This is a genomic window from Streptomyces sp. JN8 (assembly GCF_055808075.1).
This window is the reverse complement of record NZ_CM147852.1, coordinates 6,168,842-6,191,281: the sequence shown is the minus strand read 5'-3', so window position 1 is coordinate 6,191,281 and position 22,440 is coordinate 6,168,842. Positions and strand designations below refer to the sequence as shown.

Below are 22,440 nucleotides of genomic sequence, written 5' to 3'. Positions count from 1 at the left end.
GGTCAGTCGCTCCTCTCGGAGGGCGGGGAGGGAGTGCTGGGCAGGAGCCGCGCGGCGCCGCACAGGGCGGCCGTGAGGGCGAGGAGCGCGGTGACGAGCGCGGTCTCCGGACCCCTCGCGGTCCAGAGGGCGCCGAACGCGACGGCGGCGCCGAGTCGGGCCAGTGCCTGCGCGGTCTGGACGACGGCGAGCCCGCCGGCCTGTCGGCCCTCCGTCAGGAAGGGGCCCGCCAGGGCCATCAGGACGCCGTCGGTCGCGGCGTAGAACACCCCCAGCAGGAGCAGGACGCCGACGAGCACCGTGGGACCGGGCAGGGGGGGGAGGAGCAGTCCGTAGGCGAGGAGCAGGGCCGCGTGCCCGTACAGGAGGGGTGCCCGCCGCCCGATCCGGTCGGCGAGGCGGCCGGCGGGGACCGCGAGCAGCAGGTAGACGCCGGCGGCGCCGAGCGGGAGGAACGGGAACCAGGTCGGGTCGAACGCGAGGCGGCGCTGGAGCAGCAGGTACAGGAAGGCGTCGCCGACGGTGGCGGCGCCCAGGATGCCGGCGCAGAGCACGATCCGCCGGTAGCCGGGCACCCGCAGCCCGTCGAGCGGCCCGCCGAAGCGGCGGAGGGGGCCGCCACGCGCGCGTGGCTCGGCCGCGACGGCACGCGTCCGCGGGGCGGGTCCCCGGTGCCGGCCGGGGACGAGGAGCATCCACAGCAGGACGCCGAACACCCCGACGCAGAGGCTGACGGCGAAGACGGCGTCGTACGCGTCGGCCGTCGCCCACAGCAGGGCGAAGGCGGCCAACGGGCCGAGGAGGGCGCCGGTGGTGTCCATGGCCCGGTGGGTGCCGAACGCCCGGCCCAGGTCCTCGGGCGGGCTGTGCAGGGTGATGAGGGCGTCGCGCGGCGCGGTGCGGACGCCCTTGCCGAGCCGGTCGGCGGCGAGCGAGGCGGCGATCCAGCCGGTGGCGCCGCCGGCCAGCAGGAGACCGAGCCGGGAGCAGGCGGACAGGGCGTAACCGAGGCCGCCGACCTCCTTGTGGCGGCCTCCGCGGTCGGCGGTGGCGCCGCCGAGGAGCCGTACGAGCGCGGTCGCGCCGGTGGAGAGGCCGTCGAGCAGCCCGAACTGGAGGGGTGAGAGGCCGAGTCCGAGGACGAGGTAGAGCGGCAGGACCGCGGTCACCATCTCGGAGGAGACGTCGGTGACCAGGCTGACCGCGCCGAGGGCGAGGACGGTGCCGGGGACGCGCCGCCGGACCCCCGAGGGGGCGGGCGGCGCGTCGGGGCGACCGGTGGTCGCGAGGTACATCAGTGGCAGGTGTAGGTCGGGCCGGAGTCCTTCACCTGGTTGTCGGTGCCGACGTACTGCCAGGTGTAGGTGGTGTCGGTGAGGTTCAGCTTGAGGACGCCGTACGGACCGCTGATCCGCTTCTGGCTGTGGGGCTGGACGGTCTCGATGTCGTAGGGCTCGGCGCCGCCCATGCCGCCGACGATCTCGACGATGCCGTCGGCGGTGGCCCGACCGTCGGGGTCCTGCGGGGCGAAGCGCTCGTAGTGGTGGTCGTGGCCGTTGAGGACGAGGTCGGCCTTGGCGTTGTAGAGGATCTTCCAGACGGGCTTGGAGACGGGGTCGTTGCCGTGGCCGCCGGAGGAGTAGAGCGGGTGGTGGAAGTAGGCGGCGACGCAGCCCCTGGTGTTCCGCGCGAGGTCGTCCTTGAGCCACTGGATCTGCGCGGCGTCGTCGAAGGAGTTGGAGTCGAGGGCGACGAAGTGCCAGTTGCCCTGGTCGTAGCTGTAGTACGGCTTGCCCTGCGGGTAGGCGATCGCGCCGAAGTAGGACTTGTAGCCGACGAGCGGGCCGGCCGGGTCGTAGGTCTCGTGGTTGCCGGGGACGGGGCGGGTCTTCGCCTTGAAGGCGCCCCAGGACGTGTCGTAGTAGGCGCGGAAGTCGGAGAGCAGGGCGTCGTCGTACTGGTTGTCGCCCATCGTCAGGTAGAAGGACGGCGCGATCCGCTGGGCCAGGGCCGCGGTCTTGGGGTGGGCGCAGGAGCTGCTGGAGGCCGTGCACTGGGCGGCGATGTCGCCGGCCGCGACGACCGTGAAGGCGCCGGTGGGCGGCTCCGTGGTGCCGGTGGTGCCGTAGACCTCCACCGAGAAGAGCGAGTAGCCGTACGAGGTGCCGCGGGCGGTCCCGTACACGCGGAGGTGGCGGCCGCGGCCGGTGAGGCCGGTCCAGTCGTCCGTCCCGCCGTTCCCCGCGGTCTCGGTGGCGAGGCGGGTCCAGGTGGTGCCGTCGGCGGAGATCTCGACGCGGTAGGCCTTGGCGTACGCGGCCTCCCAGACGAGCTTGACGCGGGAGACGGTGGCCGAGGGGCCGAGGTCGACCCGGATCCACTGAGGGTCGACGCCTTCGGCGCTGGCCCAGCGGGTGGTCGAGACGCCGTCGAAGGCCTTCTCCGGGCCGAAGGTGCCGTCCTCGATGGAGGAGGAGGTGGCGGGGCGTCCCTGCGAGATCAGGACGTCGGCGGCGGCGCCCGCCCGGTCCGGGAGGGCGAGCAGGAGTCCGCCGACGAGCAGCAGCACGGCGGCGAGGACGGAGGGGAGGGGGGTCGTGGTGCGGCGAGGTGGGGCGGAGGCGTTCAGGCGCATACCTGGGCTCCCTGGCCTGGGGGTCGGCGAGAGCTGGACACCGGTGCGGCGCACCTCGGGTCGCCGCACGGCGGCGGGCCGGGGCGCCCGTGCCGCGGGGGGTGCGGACACGGGCGACCGGCCGGGTGGCGATTCGGGCGCCACACGGCGGAGGGTGCTCGGCGGCCGGGTCAGAGCTCTCGCTGAGCGCGTCACGCCCCCCTGCGGGGGGCGCCGCGCCGAGCCGCTGCCCGGGATGCTAGCGGATAGGAAGGTTTCCTACCAGACCTCGACTCCCGGCGTCGGCAGGCGAGTTCAGGGACGACCGGGGGGCGGCCCCCCGGGGCCCGAGCATCCCCGGAGTCCGGAGCGCGCCACGAGGCGCGGGGGCGCTCAGAGGCTGATGTGGTACGCCTTGCGCAGCGTCTCGTGCACGGTCCAGGTCGTCCGGTCGCCCTCGCGCAGCACACAGGCGTCGCCCGGCCCGAGCTCCAGCACGGCTCCCCCCTCGACGGCGACGGTCGCCCGGCCGGAGACCACCACGAAGAGCTCGTTGGCCTCGGTGTCGGTGACGACGCCGGGCGTGATCTGCCAGATGCCGCGCAGCTGCTTGCCGTCGGCGGACTCCCACAGCACCTTGCCCGTCACCTCGGGCGTGCCGGAGACGATCTGGGCGGGGTCGAGCGGCTCGACCTCGAGCTCCGCGTCGGGGATGTGCACGGCGAAGGAGGGCTGGTCATGTGTCGTCATGGGCGGTGACTGTAGCGGGGGTCCGGGGCCGCCCCGAGACCGGGACCGGGTGGACCGAGGCCCTCCGTTTCGCCTTCCACCAGGGACGATGCCCGGAACCCCGGACGGCGACGAAATCCGCACGAGCCCTTCGGCGCAGCGCCGGACGGGTGGCGCGGCCGCTCCGGACAGGCCCGCCGGGCGGCCCGTGACGGAATCCGAAGGAGCCTCCGCCGGGTGGCCGATGCCCGCCGTCGAGGTTTGCCGGGCTCGTGGCCGCGCCAGGAATGGGACATGTCCACACAGGTGTCCGAAGAGGTACGCGAGGCGCTCCACGAGGGGCGTCCCGTCGTCGCGCTGGAGTCGACGATCATCGCCCACGGCCTGCCGCGCCCGCGGAACCTGGCGGTGGCCCTGGAGCTGGAGGAGCTGGTGCGGGCCGGGGGCGCCGTGCCCGCCACGATCGCCGTCGTCGACGGCACCGCCAGGGTCGGTCTCGACCGGGCGGCGCTGACCCGGATCGCCGAGGACCCGGAGGTGCGGAAGCTGGGTCACCGCGACCTCGCCCCGGCCCTGGCGACCGGCGCCACGGGGGCGACGACGGTGTCGGCGACGGCCTGGCTCGCGCACGCGGCGGGGGTGCGGGTGTTCGCGACCGGCGGCCTCGGCGGGGTGCACCGCGGGTGGACCGAGACGCAGGACGAGTCCGCCGACCTGCGGCTGCTCGCCCGGGTGGGGACCACCGTCGTGTGCGCCGGGGTGAAGTCGATCCTCGACGTCCCCGCGACGCTCCAGCGCCTGGAGACCCTCGGCGTGACGGTCGCCGGATACGGCACGGACCGCTTCCCCGGCTTCTACCTCGCCTCCTCGGGCGAGCCGGTCGACTGGACGCTCGGAAGCCCGGAGGCGGTGGCCGCGGTGATACGGGCCCAGGACCGGCTCGGCGGGCCGCGAGCGGCGCTGATCGTGGCCAACCCGGTGCCGGCGGCGGAGCAGCTGGACCCCGCACTGCACGACCGGGTGCTCGCGAGCGGCCTCGCGGCGGCGAAGGAGAAGGGGATCACCGGGCAGGCGGTGACGCCGTTCCTGCTCGAATACCTGACGGTGCACACGGAGGGCGCGTCCCTGGAGGCCAACCTGGCGGCGGTACGGGGCAACGTGCGGCTCGCGGCGGCGATCGCGGCGGCCTACGCAACGCCGGCCCGGGGCGGGGTGACGCCTTCTGCGGGCGGGGGAACGCCGTCCGCGGACGGGGGGACCGCGCCTGGCGGCCGGGGAACGCCGCCTGCGGACGGAGGAACGCCGTCGCCAGGGGAGGGGACGGCCTCCGCAGGCGCAACGCCGTCTGCGGGCGGGAGGGCAGCGTCTGCCGGCGGGGTGACGCCGTCCGCAGGCGGAGAAGCGCCGTCCGCAGGCGGAGAAGCGCCGTCTGCGGGCGGGGCGACACCGTCGACGGGCGCGGGAACGTCGGCCGCGCACGGCGTTGCGCCGGCTGGGGGCGCGGGGACGCCGGCGGCGGACGCCTCCCCCGGCTCGGCCGGCCGGTGAACCCGGCGGCGGGTGCGCTGCTCGTCGTCGGGGACGTGGTCACGGACGTCGTGGCCCGGCACCGCACCCCGCTGGCACCCGCGACCGACACGGCAGCGGAGATACGGACCCTGCCGGGCGGCGCCGGAGCCAACGCCGCCTGCTGGGCGGCTCGTTCCGGCTGTCCCGACGTACGCGTCCTCGGCCGGGTGGGAACGGACGCGGCCGACTGGCACGAGCGGGCGCTGCGGCGCGCGGCCGTGCGGCCCCTGCTCGTCCGGGACGCGGAGGCGGCGACGGCCACGGTGATCGCACTCGTGGACGCGTCGGCGGAGCGCACCTTCCTCACCGACAGCGGCGCCGTCCTGCGCCTCTCCCCCGGCGACTGGTCGGCCGGCCTGCTCGACGGGGTGGCCCGGCTCCACCTCTCCGGCTACCTGTTCTTCGCCGCGCCGAGCCGCGCGACCGCCCGGCTGGCGCTGCGGGACGCCCGGGAGGCGGGGGTGCCGGTGAGCGTGGACCCGGCGTCCGCGGGGTTCCTTGCGGAGCTGGGGACGGACCGCTTCCTCGCCGCGGCGTCGGGTGCGGAGACCCTGCTGCCCAACGCGGACGAGGCCACGGCCCTCACCGGCCACGCGGAACCGGAGGCCGCGGCCGCCGGGTTGAGCCGTCGCTTCCCGCTGGTCGTGGTGACGCTCGGGGCGGCGGGGGCGCTGGTCGCCGAGGGCGGCGCGGTGATCGCGCGCGTGGCGGCGCCCGCGGCGCGGCCGGTGGACTCCACGGGAGCGGGCGACGCGTTCACCGGCGCCTTCCTGGCGGCCCGGCTCGCGGGCGCGGACCCCGTCAAGGCCGCGGAGGCGGGCTGCCGGGCCGGTGCGGAGGCGGTCGCGGTGGTCGGCGGAAGACCGCCGACCGGTCCGGCGGGCACCAGCGGTCCCGCCGGGTGAGGTGCGCGCCCTGGCGGACGCTCGTTCAGCACGTCCCCCGGCGGACGCCCGTTCAGCACGCCCCCGGCCGACGCCCCGAAGCAGTCGCCCGGCCGCCCGTGCCCGCCCCGGCTAACGGCCGAGGCCCGTCCAGGCCGGATGGCGCGGGTCGTCGGCCCGGACGACGACGTCGGCGGTCCCTGCGGGGTCGACCTCCGCCTCGTACCGTGCGAACGCGGGCAGCGTCCAGCTCTCCTCGGTCCGCCGGGCGAGGGCGGCGGGTGAGAGCCGCAGGTGCACGGAGAGGTCGAAGGGGAACCAGTGCCCCAGGAGGAACGGCCCGTGCAGGACGAGGACCCCGCCGGGCGGCAGCGTCACGTACGGGCTGCGGGTCGCGCGGTCCTTCACCGGGTCCCAGAGGTCGGGCAGCACCCGCCCGGAACCGTCGGGCTCCAGCGGCCCGAAGACCTCCCGCCACAGCGCCCCGGTGTCGGTCCACCCGCTGTAGTACGCGTCGGGGTCCTGCTTGCCGTACTCGTAGCGGAGCGAGGCGGGCCGCAGGAAGCCGCCGGTGCCCACGAGGTGGACGGCCCGCCCGCTCCCGCGCAGGGCCTCGGCGAGGAGCCCGGCGAGCCGGTCCCCCGGCGCGGCGGGCGGCCCGTCGATGCCGACCTTGAGCCAGGACCCGTCCGCCGCCGGGTCGTCGAGGTGGCCGGCGAGCGCCTCCGCCATCCGCTCCCAGGTGATCGCCTCGTATCGCGTTCCGCTCATCCGGTCATCCTGCCCGCAGGTCCTCCGGGCCGTCGTCCCCGGGGGCCGCGGAGGGGTACCGCGAGCCGTTCGGCGGGCGCCCGCACGAGGGTGCCCGGCTGCGCCCGGTCCCCCTGCTGCCACCGGGCCGGCGGGTGCGAACCGCCCGCCGTGCCAAGGAGGACGGCGCCGGGCAACAGGATCCGCCCCCAGGCGTCCCCGCCCCGGCCCCGGCCCCGGCCCGGGCCCGGCTCCGGCCCCAGCCCCAGCCCCGGCCCGGCTCCGGCTCCGGGCCCGGGCCGTACGTCCTGGCTTGACCTTGCCCTTGGCGTCATGGTTCGAGCATCGGATGCATGACCACCGAAACCACGCACACCACCACGCCCGCCAGGGTCGTCCTCGTCACCGGAGCGGGCACCGGCATCGGGCGGGCCACCGCCCGCGCCTTCGCCGGGCAGGGGGCGACGGTCGTCGCCGTCGGCCGCCGCGCGGCGCCCCTGCGGGAGACCGCCGAGGGGCACCCGGGCATCCACCCGCTGACCGCCGACGTCACGGCGGAGGGGGCGCCCGAGGAGACCGTCCGTGCCGCGCTCGCGTCGCACGGACGGCTCGACGTCCTCGTCAACAACGCCGGGATCGCCGCGGGCGGTCCGCTGGACACCCTCGACCGCTCGGTGATCGCCCCGCTCCTGGAGACGAACCTCGTCGCCCCGGTCCTGCTGACCCGGGCCGCGCTCCCGGCGCTCCGGGAGTCCCGGGGCGTCGTGGTGAACGTGACGACGACCATCGGTCAGCGCGGCTGGCCCGGCAACTCCGTCTATCCGGCGACCTAGAGCGCCCTGGAGACGCTGACCCGCTGCTGGGCGGTGGAGCTCGCGCCCGACGGGGTCCGGGTGGTGGCGGTCGCCCCCGGAGCCGTCGAGACCCCGATCGCCGACCACATGGGGCTCTCTCCGGAGCGGCGGGCGGCGCTCCGCGCCTGGCAGCTCGCGCACACCCCGCTCGGCCGGGTCGGCCGGCCCGAGGAGGTCGCCTGGGCGATCACCTCGCTCGCCGCCCCGGACGCCGGCTTCCTGACCGGGACCGTCCTGCCCGTCGACGGGGGCGCGCTGGTCGCGTGATACGACTGCGCGTGGAGGTGGCGTCCTTGCGCATCGGTGAACTGGCCCGGCGGACCGGCGTGTCGCCGCGCGCCCTGCGCCACTACGAGGCGGCGGGGCTGATCGCCTCGGACCGCGCGGCCAACGGCTACCGGGTGTACGGCGCGGACGCGGTGACGCGTGTGTCGAACATCCGGCACCTCCTGGAGGCCGGGCTCACCCTGGACGACGTGTCCGCCTTCCGCTCCTGTCTGGACGGCGACGTGGCCTCGGCCCCGCCGTCCCCCCGCGGCCTGGAGATCGCCCGCGAGCGACTGGCCGTCATCGACGCCCGGATCGCGGCCCAGACCGAGGCCCGGAACCGGCTGGCGCACCGCCTGGACGCCCTCCCGGACCAGGGCTGAACAGCCGCGCAACCGACCGGAGTCCGGCTGCGGACCGTCCCCCGGAGCCCGGCGCGGTCCGGCTGCGGACCGGCCTCGCGAGCCATGCGCGGTCCAGCTGCGGACCGTCCCCGCGAACCCGGCGCGGCGGGGGGGGGACGAGAGCTAGGCCGGGGCGGCCGCGGCGTGCCGTTCCAGCACCGCGCGCCCGGTCTCGATCGCCTCGGCGAGGGTCGTCCCCCCGTCCGCGAGGGCCCGGCAGGTCGCCGCGTCGGTCCGCAGCCGGGCGTCGGGCGCCTCGCCCGTACCGGCGCCGTAGGCCCCGTCCCCGTACGACGCGGTGCCGTCGTCCCCGACCCGTACGAAGAACTCCCCTTCGTCCAGGGTCACCTGGACGACCCCGGCCCCCAGTCCGCCGAGCGCCCCGAGGAGCGGGATCGCGTACCAGTGGGCGCGGACGGCGTCGGTGGGGCGCGGCTCCCCGAGGTCGGGTGCCCCCCAGGCGGCGAGGGTGCGCAGCACGGGCAGCAGGCCGCGGCCGCGCGGGGTGAGCTCGTACACGAACGCCGAGGCGGGCGGCGGCAGTCGGCGGCGGGTGACCAGCTCGGCGCCCTCCATGTCCTTGAGGCGGCCGGCGAGCATGTCGGTGCTGACGCCGGGGAGATCGGCGTGGAGGTCGGTGTAGCGCCGCGGTCCGGCGAGGAGTTCGCGGACGACGAGCAGGGTCCAGCGGTCGCCGACGAGGTCGAGGGCGCGCGCGGCGGCGCAGTGCTGGTCGTAGCTGCGGCGGCGTGGCTGACGTGGCATGCGACGCAGTCTAGACATGTTGTTGGACTTTCCAAGCTCGAACTTGGTAAAACCAAGCAACACTGATTCCGGGGACGTGGGGAGGTCGGACATGGAGTTCCGGCAGTCGAGCAAGCTCAGCGAGGTCTGCTACGAGATCCGGGGCCCGGTCATCGAGCACGCCAACGCGCTGGAGGAGGCGGGCCACAGCGTCCTGCGCCTCAACACCGGGAACCCGGCCCTCTTCGGCTTCGAGGCGCCCGAGGAGATCGTCCAGGACATGATCCGGATGCTCCCCAAGGCCCACGGGTACACCGACTCGCGCGGCATCCTCTCCGCCCGCCGTGCCGTCGCCCAGCGCTACCAGTCCATGGGCCTGCCGGACGTGGACGTCGACGACATCTACCTCGGCAACGGCGTGTCCGAGCTGATCTCGATGGCCGTCCAGGCCCTCCTGGAGGACGGCGACGAGGTCCTCGTGCCCGCCCCGGACTACCCGCTGTGGACGGCGGTGGTCACGCTCGCGGGCGGCAAGCCGGTGCACTACCTGTGCGACGAGGCGGCCGACTGGTACCCGGACCTCGACGACATGGCGTCGAAGATCACCGACCGCACCAAGGCCGTCGTCGTCATCAACCCGAACAACCCCACCGGTGCCGTCTACCCGCCGGAGGTCCTGGAGGGCATCTTCGAACTCGCCCGCCGCCACGGCCTGATGGTCCTCGCCGACGAGATCTACGACCAGATCGTCTACGACGGGGCCGTCCACCACCCGGCCGCCCGGCTCGCCCCCGACCTGGTCGTCCTCACCTTCGGCGGGCTCTCCAAGACCTACCGGGTGGCGGGCTTCCGCTCCGGCTGGCTGGTCGTCACCGGCCCCAGGCAGCACGCCAGGAACTACCTGGAGGGCCTCACCATGCTGGCCTCCATGCGCCTCTGTCCCAACGCCCCCGCGCAGTACGCCATCCAGGCCGCGCTCGGCGGCCGGCAGTCGATCCACGAACTGACCGCGCCCGGCGGCAGGCTCCGCGAACAGCGCGACCGGGCCTGGGAGAAGCTCAACGAGATCCCCGGCGTCTCCTGCGTGAAGCCCAAGGGCGCGCTGTACGCCTTCCCGCGCCTCGACCCCGCCGTACACCGGATCCACGACGACGAGAAGTTCGTCCTCGACCTGCTGCTGCGCGAGAAGATCCAGGTCGTCCAGGGAACGGGCTTCAACTGGCCCCGCCCCGACCACTTCCGCATCCTGACCCTGCCGCACGCCGACGACCTCGACGCCGCGATCAGCCGCATCGGCCGCTTTCTCAGCGGCTACCGGCAGTGACGCGCCGCCCCTCGGCTGTCATGATCTGAGGGCCCGAAGATCCTTCGGGCCGACGGACACGGCGGCAGGACGGGAGGGGGCGCCCGGTCATGGATGTGGCGCTGATTGCGGTGGCGGGGACCCTGTTGGGCGTCATCGCCACGCACTGGTTCCAGGGGAAGGCCACCGAGCGCAACGCCTCGCTGGCCCGGACCGAACAGCTCCGCCAGGAGCGGATCGCGACCTACAGCGCCTACGCGGGCGCGGTCGTCGACTACCGGCACAGCCAGAACGACCGCTGGTTCCGGGCCACCGAGGAGCCGGGGTCGGAGGAGGCGGAGGAGTCCCGTCACGCCTCCTACCGGCAGCGGACGGCCGCCCGGCAGGCCCTGTTCCGCGTGCAGCTGGTCTGCGACGACCCGCGGGTCCGGCAGCTGGCCGAGACCGCCTTCGAGCGCACCCACTGCATGCACGAGGCTCGGGGCGAGACCGAGCGGGCCCACCGCTCGGCGGAGGCGAAGGAGTCGCTCGCCGACTTCATCGCCGCAGCCGCGCCCGGCCTGCGCTGAGCGGGGCCCCTCCATGGACCTCGTCGCACCCGTGGTCGTCGAACCGCTCAAGCGCCGCCGCTGCTCGGAATGCCGGCAGGGGCCCCTGGAGCGGATGATCGTCGAGTTCAACTCCCCGGTCTGCCTCGACTGCGCCGACCTCGGCCATCTCGTCTTCCTCCGGCGGGGCGACACCGCGCTCACCCGCCGGGCCCGCGAGAACAGCGTCCTCTGGGCCGTGGTCGTCCGCCACAACCGGCGCCGCACCCGGTACGAACGCCAGGGCCTGCTCGTGGAGGAGGCGGCGCTCGCCGAGGCGGAGCGGTCCTGCCTGGCGGACGCGGAGGCCCGTGCCAGACGCCGGACCCGGGACGCCGTACGGCGCGCGGCGCTCGACGCGCGGATCACCGAGGTCCTCAGGGAGGAGATCCTCCGGCTCTTCCCCGCCATCCCGGCGGACCGGGCCACGGAGGTCGCCGTCCACGCCTCGGCGAAGGGCAGTGGACGGGTGGGACGCACGGCGGCCGGCCGCTCGCTCGACCGCGGGGCGGTCACGGCCGCGGTGCGCGCCTCGGTCCGGCATGTCGACACGCCCTACGACACCCTGCTGATGCAGGGGCTTCCCCGACACCAGGCCCGGACGAGGGTGGCACCCGCCATCGAGGCGGTGCTCCGGGCCTGGCGCCACGACGGCGAGGACGCCGGCGGCCGGGGGCGGGGCTGACGGCTCGGGCGCCGGCCCACGTCGACCCGGCCACGGGGGCGTGACCGTCAGCCCTGGTCCGCGGCGCGGCGGGCGCGGCGGTACAGCAGGGCGCCGCCGAGCAGCAGGGCGGCGCTCGCGGCGCCCGTGTAGCCGATGCTCTCGGAGCCGGTGGAGGCCAGCGCGACCGTGCTCGTCTCGCCCTGCGGCGCGGGGAGCGGGACGGGCTTCGTCTCGGTCTCGGTCTCCGGCTGCGGAACCGGCACGTTGCGCACGGGGGTCTCCGGGCGCGGAGTCGGCAGCTCGACCGGCGGCGTGGGCTTCGAGGGCCCGTTGACCGACGTGTTGCCGAAGACCGGGTTGAGGATGCCGACCACGTTGACCGAGTTGCCGCTGACGTTCACGGGGAGGTCGACGGGGAGCTGCAGACCGTTCCCGGAGAGGACGCCGGGCGAACCCGCGACGTGCGTCTCGGCCGTGGAGCCCCCGCCGTTGGAGGATCCGCCGCCGTGCGAACCGCCGGCCTGCTCCCCGCCGCGCGGGGTACCGGGCTCGTCCTTGTGGGAGCCGCCCTCGGAGCCGTAGCCGTCGGGCTCCTGCTCGGCGGAGCGGTTGGCACAGCCGTTGCCGAAGGCCGGGTTGAGCAGGCCGACGACGCTGACCGTGTTGCCGCAGACGTTGACCGGCACGTGCACCGGCAGCTGAACCGTGTTGCCGGAGCCGACGCCCGGCGAACCGGCCGCGGCGCCCTGCGCGCCCGCGTCGGCGTGCGCCGCGCCGGCCGAGAGGGCGATCGCCCCACCCGTGACCAACAGTGTGGCCAGACCACTTCGGCGAATCTGCCTCATGGCTTCCTGCCTTCCGGAGGTGTGCGGGCAAGTGCCCGTACCGGAATCAACGCGACAAACGCACGTGCCGGATCCTGCCGTTGACGGGTTTCACTCCATCGAGTGGGCCCCGTTCGAGTGTGGGTCAGCGCCCCAGGAGATCGGTGAGCGCGCCGACCGGGTCGAGGTCGGGGGCGCCGCGCGGCCACCAGTCCTCACGGCCGGCGTCCGACTCGTAGCCGTACCAGAGCCCGTCCCGGCCGAGGCGGAGCTGGAGCGACTCGGTGGAGAGCCGGTTGCGCCAGGGGCGGAAGGCGGGGAAGTCGGCGGCGATCAGGGCGGGTCTCGCCCGGTCGAACGGTCCCGCCGGCGGATCCCACGGCTCCTCCAGTACGGAGAGGCCCGAGGCGCCGCCCTGCCGCCACGCGGCGACGGCCCGGGCGAGGTCGGTCGGGGTGCGGTCCAGGGCGTACGCCAGGTCCCGGTAGAGGGCCCGGGTCGAGGCGGTGAGCCCGGACCCGGGGTGCGCGGCGGCCAGCCGCACGGCGTCCTGCCACGGGGTGAGCGCGGCCACCGGATCCTGCCCGGTGGTGAGGAAGGCATGGGCGCGGACGGCCGCTTCGGAGGCGAGGAGGTCCAGGGCGAGCGGGTCGGGGGCGTGCGGGTCGGGCGGGAAGACGGCGGGGCGGCCGGGCCGGTCGGGCGGCGGCAGCGGGGCGGGCAGCGCCGGCCCGGTCCGGTCCGCCGCGTCGAGCACGGCCCGGGCGGGGACGGTCGGCATCGGGGGCGCGGCGGCGGTCGTCTCCGCGGCGGACAGCGCGGCGTTGCGCCGGGTCAGCTCGGCGAGCAGTTCCTGCTCCCCCCGGCCCCGCATCAGGAACAGGACGAACGGGTCCTCGTCGAGGAGCCGGGCGGCCTGGTAGCAGAGGGCGGCGGCGTGCTTGCAGGGGTAGCCGTCGTCCGGGCAGGAGCAGTCGGGCACGAGGTCGCCCGGGGCGGGCAGCAGTCCGGTGACCGCCTCCAGGGCGTGCGGCACGTCCTTGTCGAGCAGGGCGGCGATGTGGTCGGGGCGGGCGGCGACCTGGTCGAGGAACCGCTCCCAGCCGTCGTCGCCGAGGGTCCGCATCCTGATCTCGGTGCGGTAGGGGCGGGGCCTGCTGCCGTGCACGTAGGCGACGACCCGGCCGGGGGTGACGGTGATCGCGTCGACGTGGCCGCGCCCCGCGTACGCCTTGCCGCGGGCGAGGCGCGCCGGGTCGAGGGCGGTGTCCTCCAGGGCGTCCACCCAGGCGTTCCCCCACCAGGTGGCGGCGAACCTGCCGTCGGGGGCCTCGCGGGGTGCGACCGGGGGGAAGCTGCGGCGGCGGTCGTCGTGGCGGGGCACCGCTCCGCGCGCGCCCCTGGGGGTGGTCACGACGGCCTCCTCAGGGACACCAGGTCGGCGAGCTCCCGGTCGGTGAGCTCGGTGAGGGCCGCCTCGCCGGAGCCGAGGACGGCGTCGGCCAGGGCCCGCTTCGCGCGGAGCATCTCGCCGATCCGGTCCTCGACGGTGCCCTCCGCGACGAGCCGGTGGACCTGCACGGGCTGGGTCTGCCCGATGCGGTAGGCCCGGTCGGTGGCCTGCTCCTCCACGGCCGGGTTCCACCAGCGGTCGTAGTGCACGACATGGCCGGCCCGGGTGAGGTTGAGGCCGGTGCCCGCGGCCTTGAGGGAGAGCAGGAAGACCGGGACCTCGCCGGCCTGGAAGCGGTCGACCATGCGCTCCCGCTCCGCCACCGGCGTCCCGCCGTGGAGGAGTTGGGCCGGGATGCCGCGCGCGGCCAGGTGGTCGGCGAGCAGCCGTGCCATCGTCACGTACTGCGTGAAGACGAGCACCGAGCCGTCCTCGGCGAGGATCGTGTCGAGGAGTTCGTCGAGCAGGGCGAGCTTCCCGGAGCGGCCCGCCAGGCGCGCGGTGCCGCTGCCCCGCGGCGCCTCCTCCTTCAGGTACTGCGCCGGGTGGTTGCAGATCTGCTTGAGCGAGGTCAGCAGGGCCATGACGAGGCCGCGGCGGGCGATGCCCCGGGCCTCCTCGATCCGCGCCATGGTCTCGCGGACGACCGCCTCGTACAGCGAGGCCTGCTCCCGGGTGAGGGAGACGGGGTGGTCGGACTCCGTCTTCGGCGGCAGCTCGGGCACGATGCCGGGGTCGGACTTGCGGCGGCGCAGCAGGAAGGGCCGCACGAGCCGGGCCAGCCGCTCGACGGCCTCCTCGTGCTCGATCTCCTCGTGGTTCTCGACGGCACGGGCGTGCCGGGAGCGGAAGGCCTTGAGGGGACCGAGGAGGCCGGGGGTGGTCCAGTCGAGCAGCGCCCAGAGTTCGGAGAGGTTGTTCTCCACGGGGGTGCCGGTGAGGGCGACGCGGGCGGGCGCGGGGATCTCCCGCAGGGCCCGCGCGGTCGCCGAGAACGGGTTCTTGACGTGCTGCGCCTCGTCCGCGACGACCATCCCCCATTCCCGTCCGGCCAGTTCGGCGGCGCTCGTCCGCAGGGTCCCGTAGGTGGTGAGGACGAACCCGCCGTCGACGCCGTCGAGGTCGCGCTCGGCGCCGTGGAAGCGGCGGACGGGCACGTCGGGCGCGAACCTGCCCACCTCGCGCTGCCAGTTGCCGAGGAGGGAGGCCGGGCAGACCACGAGGGTGGGGGCGCGCCGGGCACGGCGCAGGTGCAGGGCGATGAGGGTGACGGTCTTGCCGAGGCCCATGTCGTCGGCGAGGCAGCCGCCGAGGCCGAGCGAGGTCATCAGGTCCAGCCAGGCGAGCCCGCGCAGCTGGTAGTCGCGGAGGGTGGCGGTGAGTCCGGGCGGGGCCTGTACGTCCTCGGGGCCCGCGAGGAGCCGGTCGCGGAGCACGGCGAGCGCCCCGACGGGCACGGCCGGCACGGTCTCCCCGTCCACCTCGGCGGTGCCGGTGAGGGCGACGGCGAGGGCGTCGACCGGTTCGAGCAGGCCGAGCTCTCGCTTGCGCGCCTTGCGGACGAGGTCGGGGTCGACGACGACCCACTGGTCCCGCAGGCGCACGATCGGCCGGTGGGCCTCGGCGAGGTGGTCCATCTCCCGCTCGGTGAGCGGGTCTCCGTCGAGGGCGAGCTGCCAGTTGAACCTCAGGAGTTCCTCGCTGTCGAAGAACGCGGTGCCGTCGGTCGCCGAGCCGGGCGCGGCGTGGGCGGTGCTGACCACGGCGGAGGCGCTGAGGGAGCGGGCGAGCTCGCGCGGCCAGTGCACGGCGACGCCGGCGTCGGCGAGCCGGGCGGCGGCGGGGCCGAGCAGTTCGTACAGCTCGTCCTCGGTGACGGCGAGGACGTCGGGCACGTCCCGCTCCAGGAGCCGGGCGAGCGGGGGCCAGACGCGGCCGGCCCGGCGCAGGGCGAGGACGGCGTCGATCCGGGCGCGGGGCCCGAAGTGCTCGCCGTCGCCGGCCCACAGCGCCGTGGCGTCGATGACGAGGGTGGGGTCGGCGAGGCTGTGGACCTGGAGGAGCGCGGCGGCCGCGTGCCGCTCGCCGCGGGTGCTCCCGTCGGCGCCGCTCCCGTCCGCTCCGGCGTCCGGGGAGGCGTCGAACAGTTCGTACGGCGAGAAGTCCAGGCGGAGCGAGACGCGGACGCCCGCGTCCATCCCGGCAGCCGCCTCGGCCGCCCAGGCACGGGCGCGCGGGAGGTGCTGGGGCGCCCGCGCGGCGAACGGCGCCCCCACCGCGTGGGCGGCGGCCGGGGTCCGCGGAAGCACGTCGGCGACCGCGTCGAGGAAGGCCCGCACCAGCGCCTCGGGATCGGGCAGCCGCAGCGGTCCGCGCCCGGGGACGGGCACGGCGTGCCCCTCGAACGGCAGGGCCGCGGCCACGGCCCTCAGGTGGGCGATGTCGTCGGCGTCCAGGGGCCCGGCCCGCCAGGCGTCCAGGTCGTCGGAGGTCAGTCCCGGCAGCATCCGACCGCGGGCGACCAGGTGCAGGGCGTGCAGGGCGGCGGCGCCCCAGGCCGCGGTCGCCGGGTGGGCGGCCGGATGGCGTCGGGCCGCGACGAGGTGGGGCAGCGCGGCGGCGACCGGCAGGACCAGGGCGGGGACGGACCGGCTCCGCGCACCGCTGCCGTGCCGCCGGGCGACGGTCAGCTCGACGCGCTCCGCACCGCTCTCCGCCGGGTCCGGCAGCGCACCGCCGTCGGGTGCCCAGAGGGCGATCCGGCCCTCACGGGGCAGTGCGGCGGGCAGGAAGACGGCGGCGCCGCTCGTCCAGGTGTGTGCCACGGCTCCGCGCTCCTTCCCTCCGGCCGGCGGACGTCCACCGGACCTCCGACCTTACGGCGGGGGTCTGACAACGGCCGCCAGGCGGGTTCGCCCGAGCGGCCCACCAGCGGATGACAGGGGCCGTCCGGGGCGCGAGGGTGGCCTGAAACCGGGTGCACCCGAGGTGCGCGCAGGAACGCAGACCCGGACTCCGACAGAAGAGGAACCGACATGTCCGTTCGCCGGCGTCTCACGACCGCCACCGGGGCCGTGCTGCTCACCTTCGCCGTCGCCGGCTGTTCGAGCCTGGGCCGCACGATGGTCGGCACGCTCTCGTACGAGACGGATCGCGAGGTCGTGGTGACCGTGACGAGCCCCTCGGTGAACGGCTGCCACCGCCTCCTCGCCCCGAGCGGGGTCCACCGGGTCGAGAACAACACCCTGGTCGACATCCGGCTGTACCCGACGCGCGACTGCAAGGGGAAGCACAACATCTACCTCCCCATGAACACCAGCTACCGGGTCGCGCCGGGCGCCCTGCCGTGGCGCAGCTACAACGTGATCCACTAGCGGCCACGCGCTCGCCGGTTCCCTCCGCCCCGCCGCCGGGTCCACCCTGGAAGAGCCCCTTCGGGGCTCGGACGGGAGAGGGTGACCGTCATGCGTTCCGGGAACGAGCCGGCGACCGCGCGCAGCCCCCTGCGCATGCGCTTCTGGCTGGGTCTGTGGGGGCTGCTCTGGGCCGCCTTCGGGACGACGGCGTTCGCGCTGCTCGGCCGGCCCGGCTGGGCCGCGGCCTGCGGCGTGCTGTTCCTGGTGGTGCTGGTCGACCTGGCGATGGTGGTGCGCCACATCCGCCAGGGCCCGCACTGGCAGCCGGGCCGGGACGTCCCGCCGTACGAGCCGGACCACGACGGCCCGCGACGCTGAGCACCGGCGGGTGCGGACGGCCGACGGGACGGGTGCGCCCCGGGGGCCGGGAGGCCGGCCGGGCTACTTCTCCGTGTCGAATCCGGCGGCCTGGAGGTACTCCGGCTTGGGGTCGAGTGCGGCCGCGAGACGGAAGTGCCGGGTGGCCTGGGCGGTCAGACCGGAGCGCTCGAAGGTGCGGGCGAGGGCGAAGTGCGCGAAGGCGTTGTCCGGCTCGCGCTCCAGGACCAGCTCGAACTCCAGCTGCGCGGGTCGCAGCTGCGCGGCCGCGAAGAAGGCCCGGGCCCGCAGCAGCCGCGCCGCCGTGTTCTCGGGATGGGCGGCGATCACGGAGTCCAGGAGCTTCACCGCGCCACGAGGGTCCCGCGCGGCCAGCAGGTGCTCGGCTGCGCGGAAGTCGATGACGTGCGTTTCCGGATTACTGTCGGCCACCATGGCATCCTTCCCCTCGTCCGGTGCTTGAACACCGGACCGGGCACCCTCATTCCGCCGACGCGCGCCGCTCCAGCTCGTCCCAGACCTTCCGCACCTGCGGTTCGAGCGCGTCGAGCGGTCCGTCGTTGTCGATCACGAGGTCCGCGACGGCCAGCCGGTCCGCGCGCGTGGCCTGGGCAGACATCCGGGCGCGGGCCTCGGACTCGGCCATCCCCCGGAGCCGTACGAGCCGGTCGAGCCGGGTCTCCGGGGAGGCGTCCACGACGACGACCAGGTCGTACAGCGGTGCGAGCCCGTTCTCGGCGAGCAGGGGTACGTCGTGGACGACGACGTCCCCCGGGGCCGCCTGGCCCTCCAGCTCCGCCGACCGGGCCCCGACCAGGGGGTGGACGATGGCGTTGAGGGTGGCGAGCCGGTCGGCGTCGGAGAACACGAGGGAGCCGAGCCGGGGTCGGTCGAGCGTCCCCTCGGCGGTGAGGACGTCGTCCCCGAAGGCCTCCACGACGGCGGCGAGCCCCGGTGTCCCGGGATCGACGACCTCGCGGGCGATCCGGTCCGCGTCGATCAGCACGGCTCCGTACGAGACGAGCAGCCGTGACACTTCGCTCTTGCCGGCGCCGATCCCGCCGGTCAGGCCCACCTTCAGCATGAGCGGCAGCTTAGGGCCTGCCCCGGGCGGGTCAGGAGTCGCCCTCCCGCTCGGCCAGGAAGCGCTCGAACTCCCGGCCCAGCTCGTCCGCCGACGGCAGGTCGACGGGCTCGGCGACCAGGCTGCCGCGGGTCTCCGCGCCGGCCGCCGCGTCGTACTGGTGCTCGAGGCCCTGGACGAGCGCGACCAGTTCCTCGTCGCCCTCCCCGATCTGGCGGTCGATCTCGGTCTGGGTGCGGCGGGCCTCGGTCCGCAGCGCGTGCGCGACCGCCGGCAGGACGAGACCGGTGGCGGCCGTCACGGCTTCGAGGGCGGTCAGCGCCGCGTCCGGGTACGGGGAGCGGGCGACGTAGTGCGGGACGTGCGCGGCGACGCCGAGCGTGTCGTGGCCGGCCTCGGTCAGCCGGTACTCGACGAGGGCCTCGGCGCTGCCGGGGACCTGGGCCTCGTCGAAGGGGCTGCGGTGGCCCGGCATCAGGTCGGTGCGGCTGCCGTGCGGGGTGAGGCCGACGGGCCGGGTGTGGGGCACGCCCATGGGGATGCCGTGGAAGTTCACGGAGAGGCGTACGCCGAGGCGCTCGATGATCTGCCGGACGGCCGTGGCGAACCGCTCCCACTCCACGTCGGGCTCCGGGCCGGAGAGGACGAGGAAGGGGGCGCCGGTGGCGTCCTGGACGAGGCGGACCTCGATGGACGGCGTCTCGTACGCGGTCCAGCGGTCGCGCCGGAAGGTCAGCAGCGGGCGGCGGGCTCGGTAGTCCACGAGCCGGTCGTGGTCGAACCGGGCCACGAGCTGGTGGGGCAGGGTGTCGAGCAGGCCTTCGACGATCTGCTCGCCGGTCTCGCCCGCGTCGATGTAGCCGTCGAAGTGGTACAGCATGACCAGCCCGGCCGACTCCTGCGCCAGTGCCAGGTCGACGACGGCCAGGCCCTTGGCGTCCCATTCGTACAAATCCTGGGGATCAAGCACGATTACCGCTCCTCCTCGTGTTCTCTCTGGGAACGTCTCGCGCGGCAGGGCCATTCCCGGACGGCGTGATCTTCCGTACGGGTGCGGGCGAGGCCCCCGGGACACGACGGAGGCCCGCTCCCCCGGAAGGGGAGCGGGCCTCGGTTCGCTAGCGGCTAGCGCTCAGCGGAGAGCCTGTTCAGCTCTGGCCGCCGGCCAGCTTCTCGCGCAGGGCGGCGAGCGCCTCGTCCGACGCCAGGGCGCCGGAGTTGTCGTCCGACTCCGAGGAGTACGAACCACCCGAGATGCCCGCACCGGCGTTGCCACCGGCGGCCGGGGCGGCAGCGCCCTCGGCAGCGGCGGCCTCGTCGGCCTCGCGGGACTTGATGACCTGAGCCTGGTGCTGCTCGAAGCGAGCCTGCGCCTCGGCGTACTGGGTCTCCCAGGCCTCGCGCTGGGTCTCGAAGCCCTCGAGCCAGTCGTTGGTCTCGGGGTCGAAGCCCTCGGGGTAGATGTAGTTGCCCTGGTCGTCGTAGGACGCGGCCATGCCGTACAGGGTCGGGTCGAACTCGACCGAGGCCGGGTCGGCACCGAAGGACTCGTTGGCCTGCTTCAGCGAGAGGCTGATGCGACGACGCTCGAGGTCGATGTCGATGACCTTGACGAAGATCTCGTCGTTGACCTGGACGACCTGCTCCGGGATCTCCACGTGGCGCTCGGCCAGCTCGGAGATGTGGACCAGACCCTCGATGCCCTCGTCCACGCGGACGAACGCACCGAACGGAACCAGCTTGGTGACCTTACCCGGGACGACCTGACCGATCTGGTGGGTCCGGGCGAACTGCTGCCACGGGTCCTCCTGCGTCGCCTTCAGCGACAGGGAGACGCGCTCGCGGTCCATGTCCACGTCGAGAACCTCGACGGTGACCTCCTGGCCGACCTCGACGACCTCGGAGGGGTGGTCGATGTGCTTCCAGGACAGCTCGGAGACGTGCACGAGGCCGTCGACGCCGCCCAGGTCCACGAAGGCACCGAAGTTGACGATCGAGGACACGACGCCGGAGCGGACCTGACCCTTCTGGAGGGTCGTGAGGAAGGTCTGGCGGACCTCGGACTGGGTCTGCTCGAGCCAGGCACGGCGGGACAGGACCACGTTGTTGCGGTTCTTGTCCAGCTCGATGATCTTCGCCTCGAGCTCCTTGCCCACGTAGGGCTGGAGGTCGCGGACGCGACGCATCTCGACGAGGGAGGCCGGCAGGAAGCCACGGAGGCCGATGTCGAGGATGAGACCACCCTTGACGACCTCGATGACGGTACCGGTGACGATGCCGTCCTCTTCCTTGATCTTCTCGATGGTGCCCCAGGCGCGCTCGTACTGGGCACGCTTCTTCGAGAGGATCAGGCGGCCTTCCTTGTCCTCCTTCTGGAGAACCAGGGCCTCGATCTCGTCGCCGACCTTGACGACCTCGTTCGGGTCGACGTCGTGCTTGATCGAGAGCTCGCGGCTCGGGATGACACCTTCGGTCTTGTAACCGATGTCGAGCAGGACCTCGTCCCGGTCGACCTTCACGATGACGCCGTCGACGATGTCGCCGTCGTTGAAGTACTTGATCGTCTCGTCGATCGCGGCGAGGAAGGCTTCCTCGTTACCGATGTCGTTGACCGCAACCTGCGGGGTGGTGCTGGTGGCGGTGGTCTCGGTGCTGCTCGTCATGTGGGAAAGGGCTCCGGTTACGGACAGAAAGTCGTAGGTACTGCTACGCCGAGAGCCCGTATCGCACCAAGAAGCCGGACAGCCAATGAGGCTCGCTTCCCGTGAAGGAGGAGCCTCGAAAACCGAGGGGACATACAACAGGTGCGAGCGCGGCCTGCTCCGTCTGAGGCGCGCAGGCCCGCAGCGCAACCTTTAGCATACGGGGGCGGCCGGACAGGGTCAATGCGCGAAGCGCGCACCCGGGGCAGATCTGCTCAACTCCGGCACCAACTCGTGCGCTTCCACGCCGCATCGGCGGGATCCGCACACGGCGGCACTGAGCGCAAACTACATCGGCGGGCGAGATGAACCAAGAGTACGAGCACGAAGTGGCCCCCTCCTCTGCCGAGGACGAGGCCGAGGCGACACGGCGTGACGCGGGGGACGCGGAGAGCAGCCGGGCGAGCCGCGGCTGGTGGGACAGGAACGCCGACGAGTACCAGAACGACCACGGATCGTTCCTGGGCGACGACCGGTTCGTCTGGGGTCCCGAGGGGCTCGACGAGGAGGACGCCGGGCTCCTCGGTCCGGTCTCCTCCCTCAAGGGCCTCGACGTCCTGGAGATCGGGGCGGGCGCCGCGCAGTGCTCGCGCTGGCTGGCGGCCCGGGGGGCGCGGCCGGTGGCCCTGGACCTCTCGCACCGGCAGCTCCAGCACGCGCTGCGGATCGGCGGGGACCTGCCGCTGGTGGAGGCGGACGCCGGGGTGCTGCCCTTCCGGGACGGCTCCTTCGACCTGGCGTGCTCGGCGTACGGCGCGGTGCCGTTCGTCGCCGATCCGGTGAAGGTGTTCCGGGAGGTGCGGCGGGTGCTGCGGCCGGGCGGCCGCTGGGTGTTCTCGGTGACGCATCCGATCCGCTGGGCGTTCCCGGACGAGCCCGGTCCCGAGGGCCTCTCGGTCGCGGCCTCGTACTTCGACCGCACGCCGTACGTGGAGCAGGACGAGCAGGGGCGGGCGGTGTACGTGGAGCACCACCGGACGATCGGCGACCGGGTGCGGGACGTGGTGGCCGGCGGGTTCCGGCTGGTCGACCTGGTCGAGCCGGAGTGGCCGGAGTGGAACGGTCAGGAGTGGGGCGGCTGGTCCCCGCTGCGGGGGAACCTGATCCCGGGGACGGCGATCTTCGTCTGCGAGCGCGCGGAGTAGCGGGCCGCGCCCCCGGGGATCCGGACGTCGCCTGCGACCGGTCCGCGCCTGTGTGCTTGTCGTACTTAAAGGTGGGTCCTGTGGATGACGGGGCCCGCCTTCTCGCGTCGCGTACGAGACTGAGTG

Annotated in this window: 20 protein-coding genes and 2 pseudogenes; 10 read left to right on the top strand and 12 right to left on the bottom strand. The window is 74.5% G+C overall.

The features are described from left to right. Positions 1 to 2: 2 nt before the first annotated feature. The 3 genes from ACY0MR_RS27260 to ACY0MR_RS27250 all read right to left on the bottom strand — a co-directional run bounded on the left by ACY0MR_RS27260 (position 3) and on the right by ACY0MR_RS27250 (position 3,364). The gene (locus ACY0MR_RS27260) at positions 3 to 1,295 is read right to left on the bottom strand and encodes an MFS transporter (protein ID WP_473555896.1); all 1,293 of its coding nucleotides are present in this window, start codon (positions 1,293 to 1,295) and stop codon (positions 3 to 5) included. Then, positions 1,295 to 2,635, bottom strand: coding sequence for a discoidin domain-containing protein (locus ACY0MR_RS27255; protein ID WP_473555893.1), 1,341 nt, complete (start codon positions 2,633 to 2,635; stop codon positions 1,295 to 1,297). Before ACY0MR_RS27255 ends, ACY0MR_RS27260 begins: the two co-directional genes overlap by 1 nt. A gap of 372 nt (positions 2,636 to 3,007) precedes the next feature. Continuing rightward, positions 3,008 to 3,364 carry a cupin domain-containing protein gene (locus ACY0MR_RS27250; protein WP_361862215.1) on the bottom strand — a complete coding sequence of 119 codons (357 nt, stop codon included), beginning with the start codon at positions 3,362 to 3,364 and terminating at the stop codon, positions 3,008 to 3,010. A gap of 273 nt (positions 3,365 to 3,637) precedes the next feature. Here ACY0MR_RS27250 and ACY0MR_RS27245 point away from each other — a divergent pair. Together ACY0MR_RS27245 and ACY0MR_RS27240 are read left to right on the top strand one after the other, a co-directional pair. Next, a pseudogene (locus tag ACY0MR_RS27245) lies at positions 3,638 to 4,537 on the top strand (pseudouridine-5'-phosphate glycosidase); the annotation flags it as partial. A gap of 350 nt (positions 4,538 to 4,887) precedes the next feature. Then, positions 4,888 to 5,817, top strand: coding sequence for a carbohydrate kinase family protein (locus tag ACY0MR_RS27240; protein WP_473555889.1), 930 nt, complete (start codon positions 4,888 to 4,890; stop codon positions 5,815 to 5,817). A 111-nt stretch (positions 5,818 to 5,928) separates the two neighbouring features. On the opposite strand, the gene ACY0MR_RS27235 is transcribed toward ACY0MR_RS27240, so the two are convergent. Then, complete coding sequence (locus tag ACY0MR_RS27235) at positions 5,929 to 6,567, bottom strand: nucleoside/nucleotide kinase family protein (protein ID WP_388802485.1); 639 nt, start codon at positions 6,565 to 6,567, stop codon at positions 5,929 to 5,931. 332 nt (positions 6,568 to 6,899) lie between these two features. On the opposite strand from ACY0MR_RS27235, the pseudogene ACY0MR_RS27230 reads away from it, so the two are divergent. Next, positions 6,900 to 7,667: pseudogene (locus ACY0MR_RS27230) on the top strand (SDR family NAD(P)-dependent oxidoreductase). A gap of 26 nt (positions 7,668 to 7,693) precedes the next feature. Further along, on the top strand, positions 7,694 to 8,050 hold the full coding sequence (locus tag ACY0MR_RS27225; RefSeq protein WP_392862959.1) for a MerR family transcriptional regulator: 357 nt from the start codon (positions 7,694 to 7,696) through the stop codon (positions 8,048 to 8,050). Between the two features lie 144 nt (positions 8,051 to 8,194). Here ACY0MR_RS27225 and ACY0MR_RS27220 read toward each other — a convergent pair whose 3' ends face one another. Continuing rightward, positions 8,195 to 8,854, bottom strand: coding sequence for a winged helix-turn-helix transcriptional regulator (locus ACY0MR_RS27220; RefSeq protein ID WP_473555887.1), 660 nt, complete (start codon positions 8,852 to 8,854; stop codon positions 8,195 to 8,197). A gap of 73 nt (positions 8,855 to 8,927) precedes the next feature. On the opposite strand from ACY0MR_RS27220, the gene ACY0MR_RS27215 reads away from it, so the two are divergent. The 3 genes from ACY0MR_RS27215 (at position 8,928) to ACY0MR_RS27205 (ending at position 11,390) form a co-directional block, all read left to right on the top strand. After that, positions 8,928 to 10,139 carry a pyridoxal phosphate-dependent aminotransferase gene (locus ACY0MR_RS27215; RefSeq protein ID WP_361855245.1) on the top strand — a complete coding sequence of 404 codons (1,212 nt, stop codon included), beginning with the start codon at positions 8,928 to 8,930 and terminating at the stop codon, positions 10,137 to 10,139. A gap of 89 nt (positions 10,140 to 10,228) precedes the next feature. After that, positions 10,229 to 10,687: a hypothetical protein gene (locus ACY0MR_RS27210; protein WP_388802476.1), complete on the top strand. Its 459-nt coding sequence runs from the start codon at positions 10,229 to 10,231 to the stop codon at positions 10,685 to 10,687. A gap of 13 nt (positions 10,688 to 10,700) precedes the next feature. Further along, positions 10,701 to 11,390, top strand: coding sequence for a DUF2293 domain-containing protein (locus tag ACY0MR_RS27205; RefSeq protein ID WP_361855239.1), 690 nt, complete (start codon positions 10,701 to 10,703; stop codon positions 11,388 to 11,390). Positions 11,391 to 11,437: 47 nt separating this feature from the next. Here the strand turns inward: ACY0MR_RS27205 and ACY0MR_RS27200 are convergent, their stop codons facing one another. The 3 genes from ACY0MR_RS27200 to ACY0MR_RS27190 form a co-directional block, all read right to left on the bottom strand. Then, positions 11,438 to 12,217: a chaplin gene (locus ACY0MR_RS27200; protein ID WP_361855236.1), complete on the bottom strand. Its 780-nt coding sequence runs from the start codon at positions 12,215 to 12,217 to the stop codon at positions 11,438 to 11,440. A gap of 124 nt (positions 12,218 to 12,341) precedes the next feature. Continuing rightward, on the bottom strand, positions 12,342 to 13,610 hold the full coding sequence (locus ACY0MR_RS27195) for an SWIM zinc finger family protein (RefSeq protein WP_388802469.1): 1,269 nt from the start codon (positions 13,608 to 13,610) through the stop codon (positions 12,342 to 12,344). After that, complete coding sequence (locus ACY0MR_RS27190) at positions 13,607 to 16,474, bottom strand: DEAD/DEAH box helicase (protein ID WP_403316367.1); 2,868 nt, start codon at positions 16,472 to 16,474, stop codon at positions 13,607 to 13,609. Before ACY0MR_RS27190 ends, ACY0MR_RS27195 begins: the two co-directional genes overlap by 4 nt. 210 nt (positions 16,475 to 16,684) lie before the next feature. Between ACY0MR_RS27190 and ACY0MR_RS27185 the strand changes: the two genes are divergently transcribed. Further along, positions 16,685 to 17,023 (top strand): hypothetical protein, encoded by a 339-nt coding sequence (locus ACY0MR_RS27185; protein ID WP_361855228.1) that lies wholly within the window; start codon positions 16,685 to 16,687, stop codon positions 17,021 to 17,023. A 90-nt stretch (positions 17,024 to 17,113) separates the two neighbouring features. Beyond that, on the top strand, positions 17,114 to 17,383 hold the full coding sequence (locus ACY0MR_RS27180) for a DUF6343 family protein (protein ID WP_388802463.1): 270 nt from the start codon (positions 17,114 to 17,116) through the stop codon (positions 17,381 to 17,383). Between the two features lie 63 nt (positions 17,384 to 17,446). Here ACY0MR_RS27180 and ACY0MR_RS27175 read toward each other — a convergent pair whose 3' ends face one another. The 4 genes from ACY0MR_RS27175 to rpsA all read right to left on the bottom strand — a co-directional run bounded on the left by ACY0MR_RS27175 (position 17,447) and on the right by rpsA (position 21,130). Beyond that, complete coding sequence (locus tag ACY0MR_RS27175; protein ID WP_148005297.1) at positions 17,447 to 17,815, bottom strand: tetratricopeptide repeat protein; 369 nt, start codon at positions 17,813 to 17,815, stop codon at positions 17,447 to 17,449. A 49-nt stretch (positions 17,816 to 17,864) separates the two neighbouring features. Continuing rightward, a complete protein-coding gene (coaE, locus tag ACY0MR_RS27170) occupies positions 17,865 to 18,467 on the bottom strand; it encodes a dephospho-CoA kinase (protein ID WP_473555881.1) in 603 nt (200 codons plus the stop codon). Positions 18,468 to 18,498: 31 nt separating this feature from the next. Then, entirely contained in the window at positions 18,499 to 19,437 is a 939-nt protein-coding gene (locus tag ACY0MR_RS27165; RefSeq protein WP_404079871.1) for a PAC2 family protein, read from the bottom strand. A gap of 178 nt (positions 19,438 to 19,615) precedes the next feature. Next, positions 19,616 to 21,130, bottom strand: a complete 1,515-nt coding sequence (gene rpsA / locus ACY0MR_RS27160) for a 30S ribosomal protein S1 (RefSeq protein WP_030325237.1) — start codon at positions 21,128 to 21,130, stop codon at positions 19,616 to 19,618. A gap of 344 nt (positions 21,131 to 21,474) precedes the next feature. On the opposite strand from rpsA, the gene ACY0MR_RS27155 reads away from it, so the two are divergent. Continuing rightward, the gene (locus tag ACY0MR_RS27155; protein WP_388802455.1) at positions 21,475 to 22,314 is read left to right on the top strand and encodes a class I SAM-dependent methyltransferase; all 840 of its coding nucleotides are present in this window, start codon (positions 21,475 to 21,477) and stop codon (positions 22,312 to 22,314) included. Positions 22,315 to 22,440: the final 126 nt, after the last annotated feature.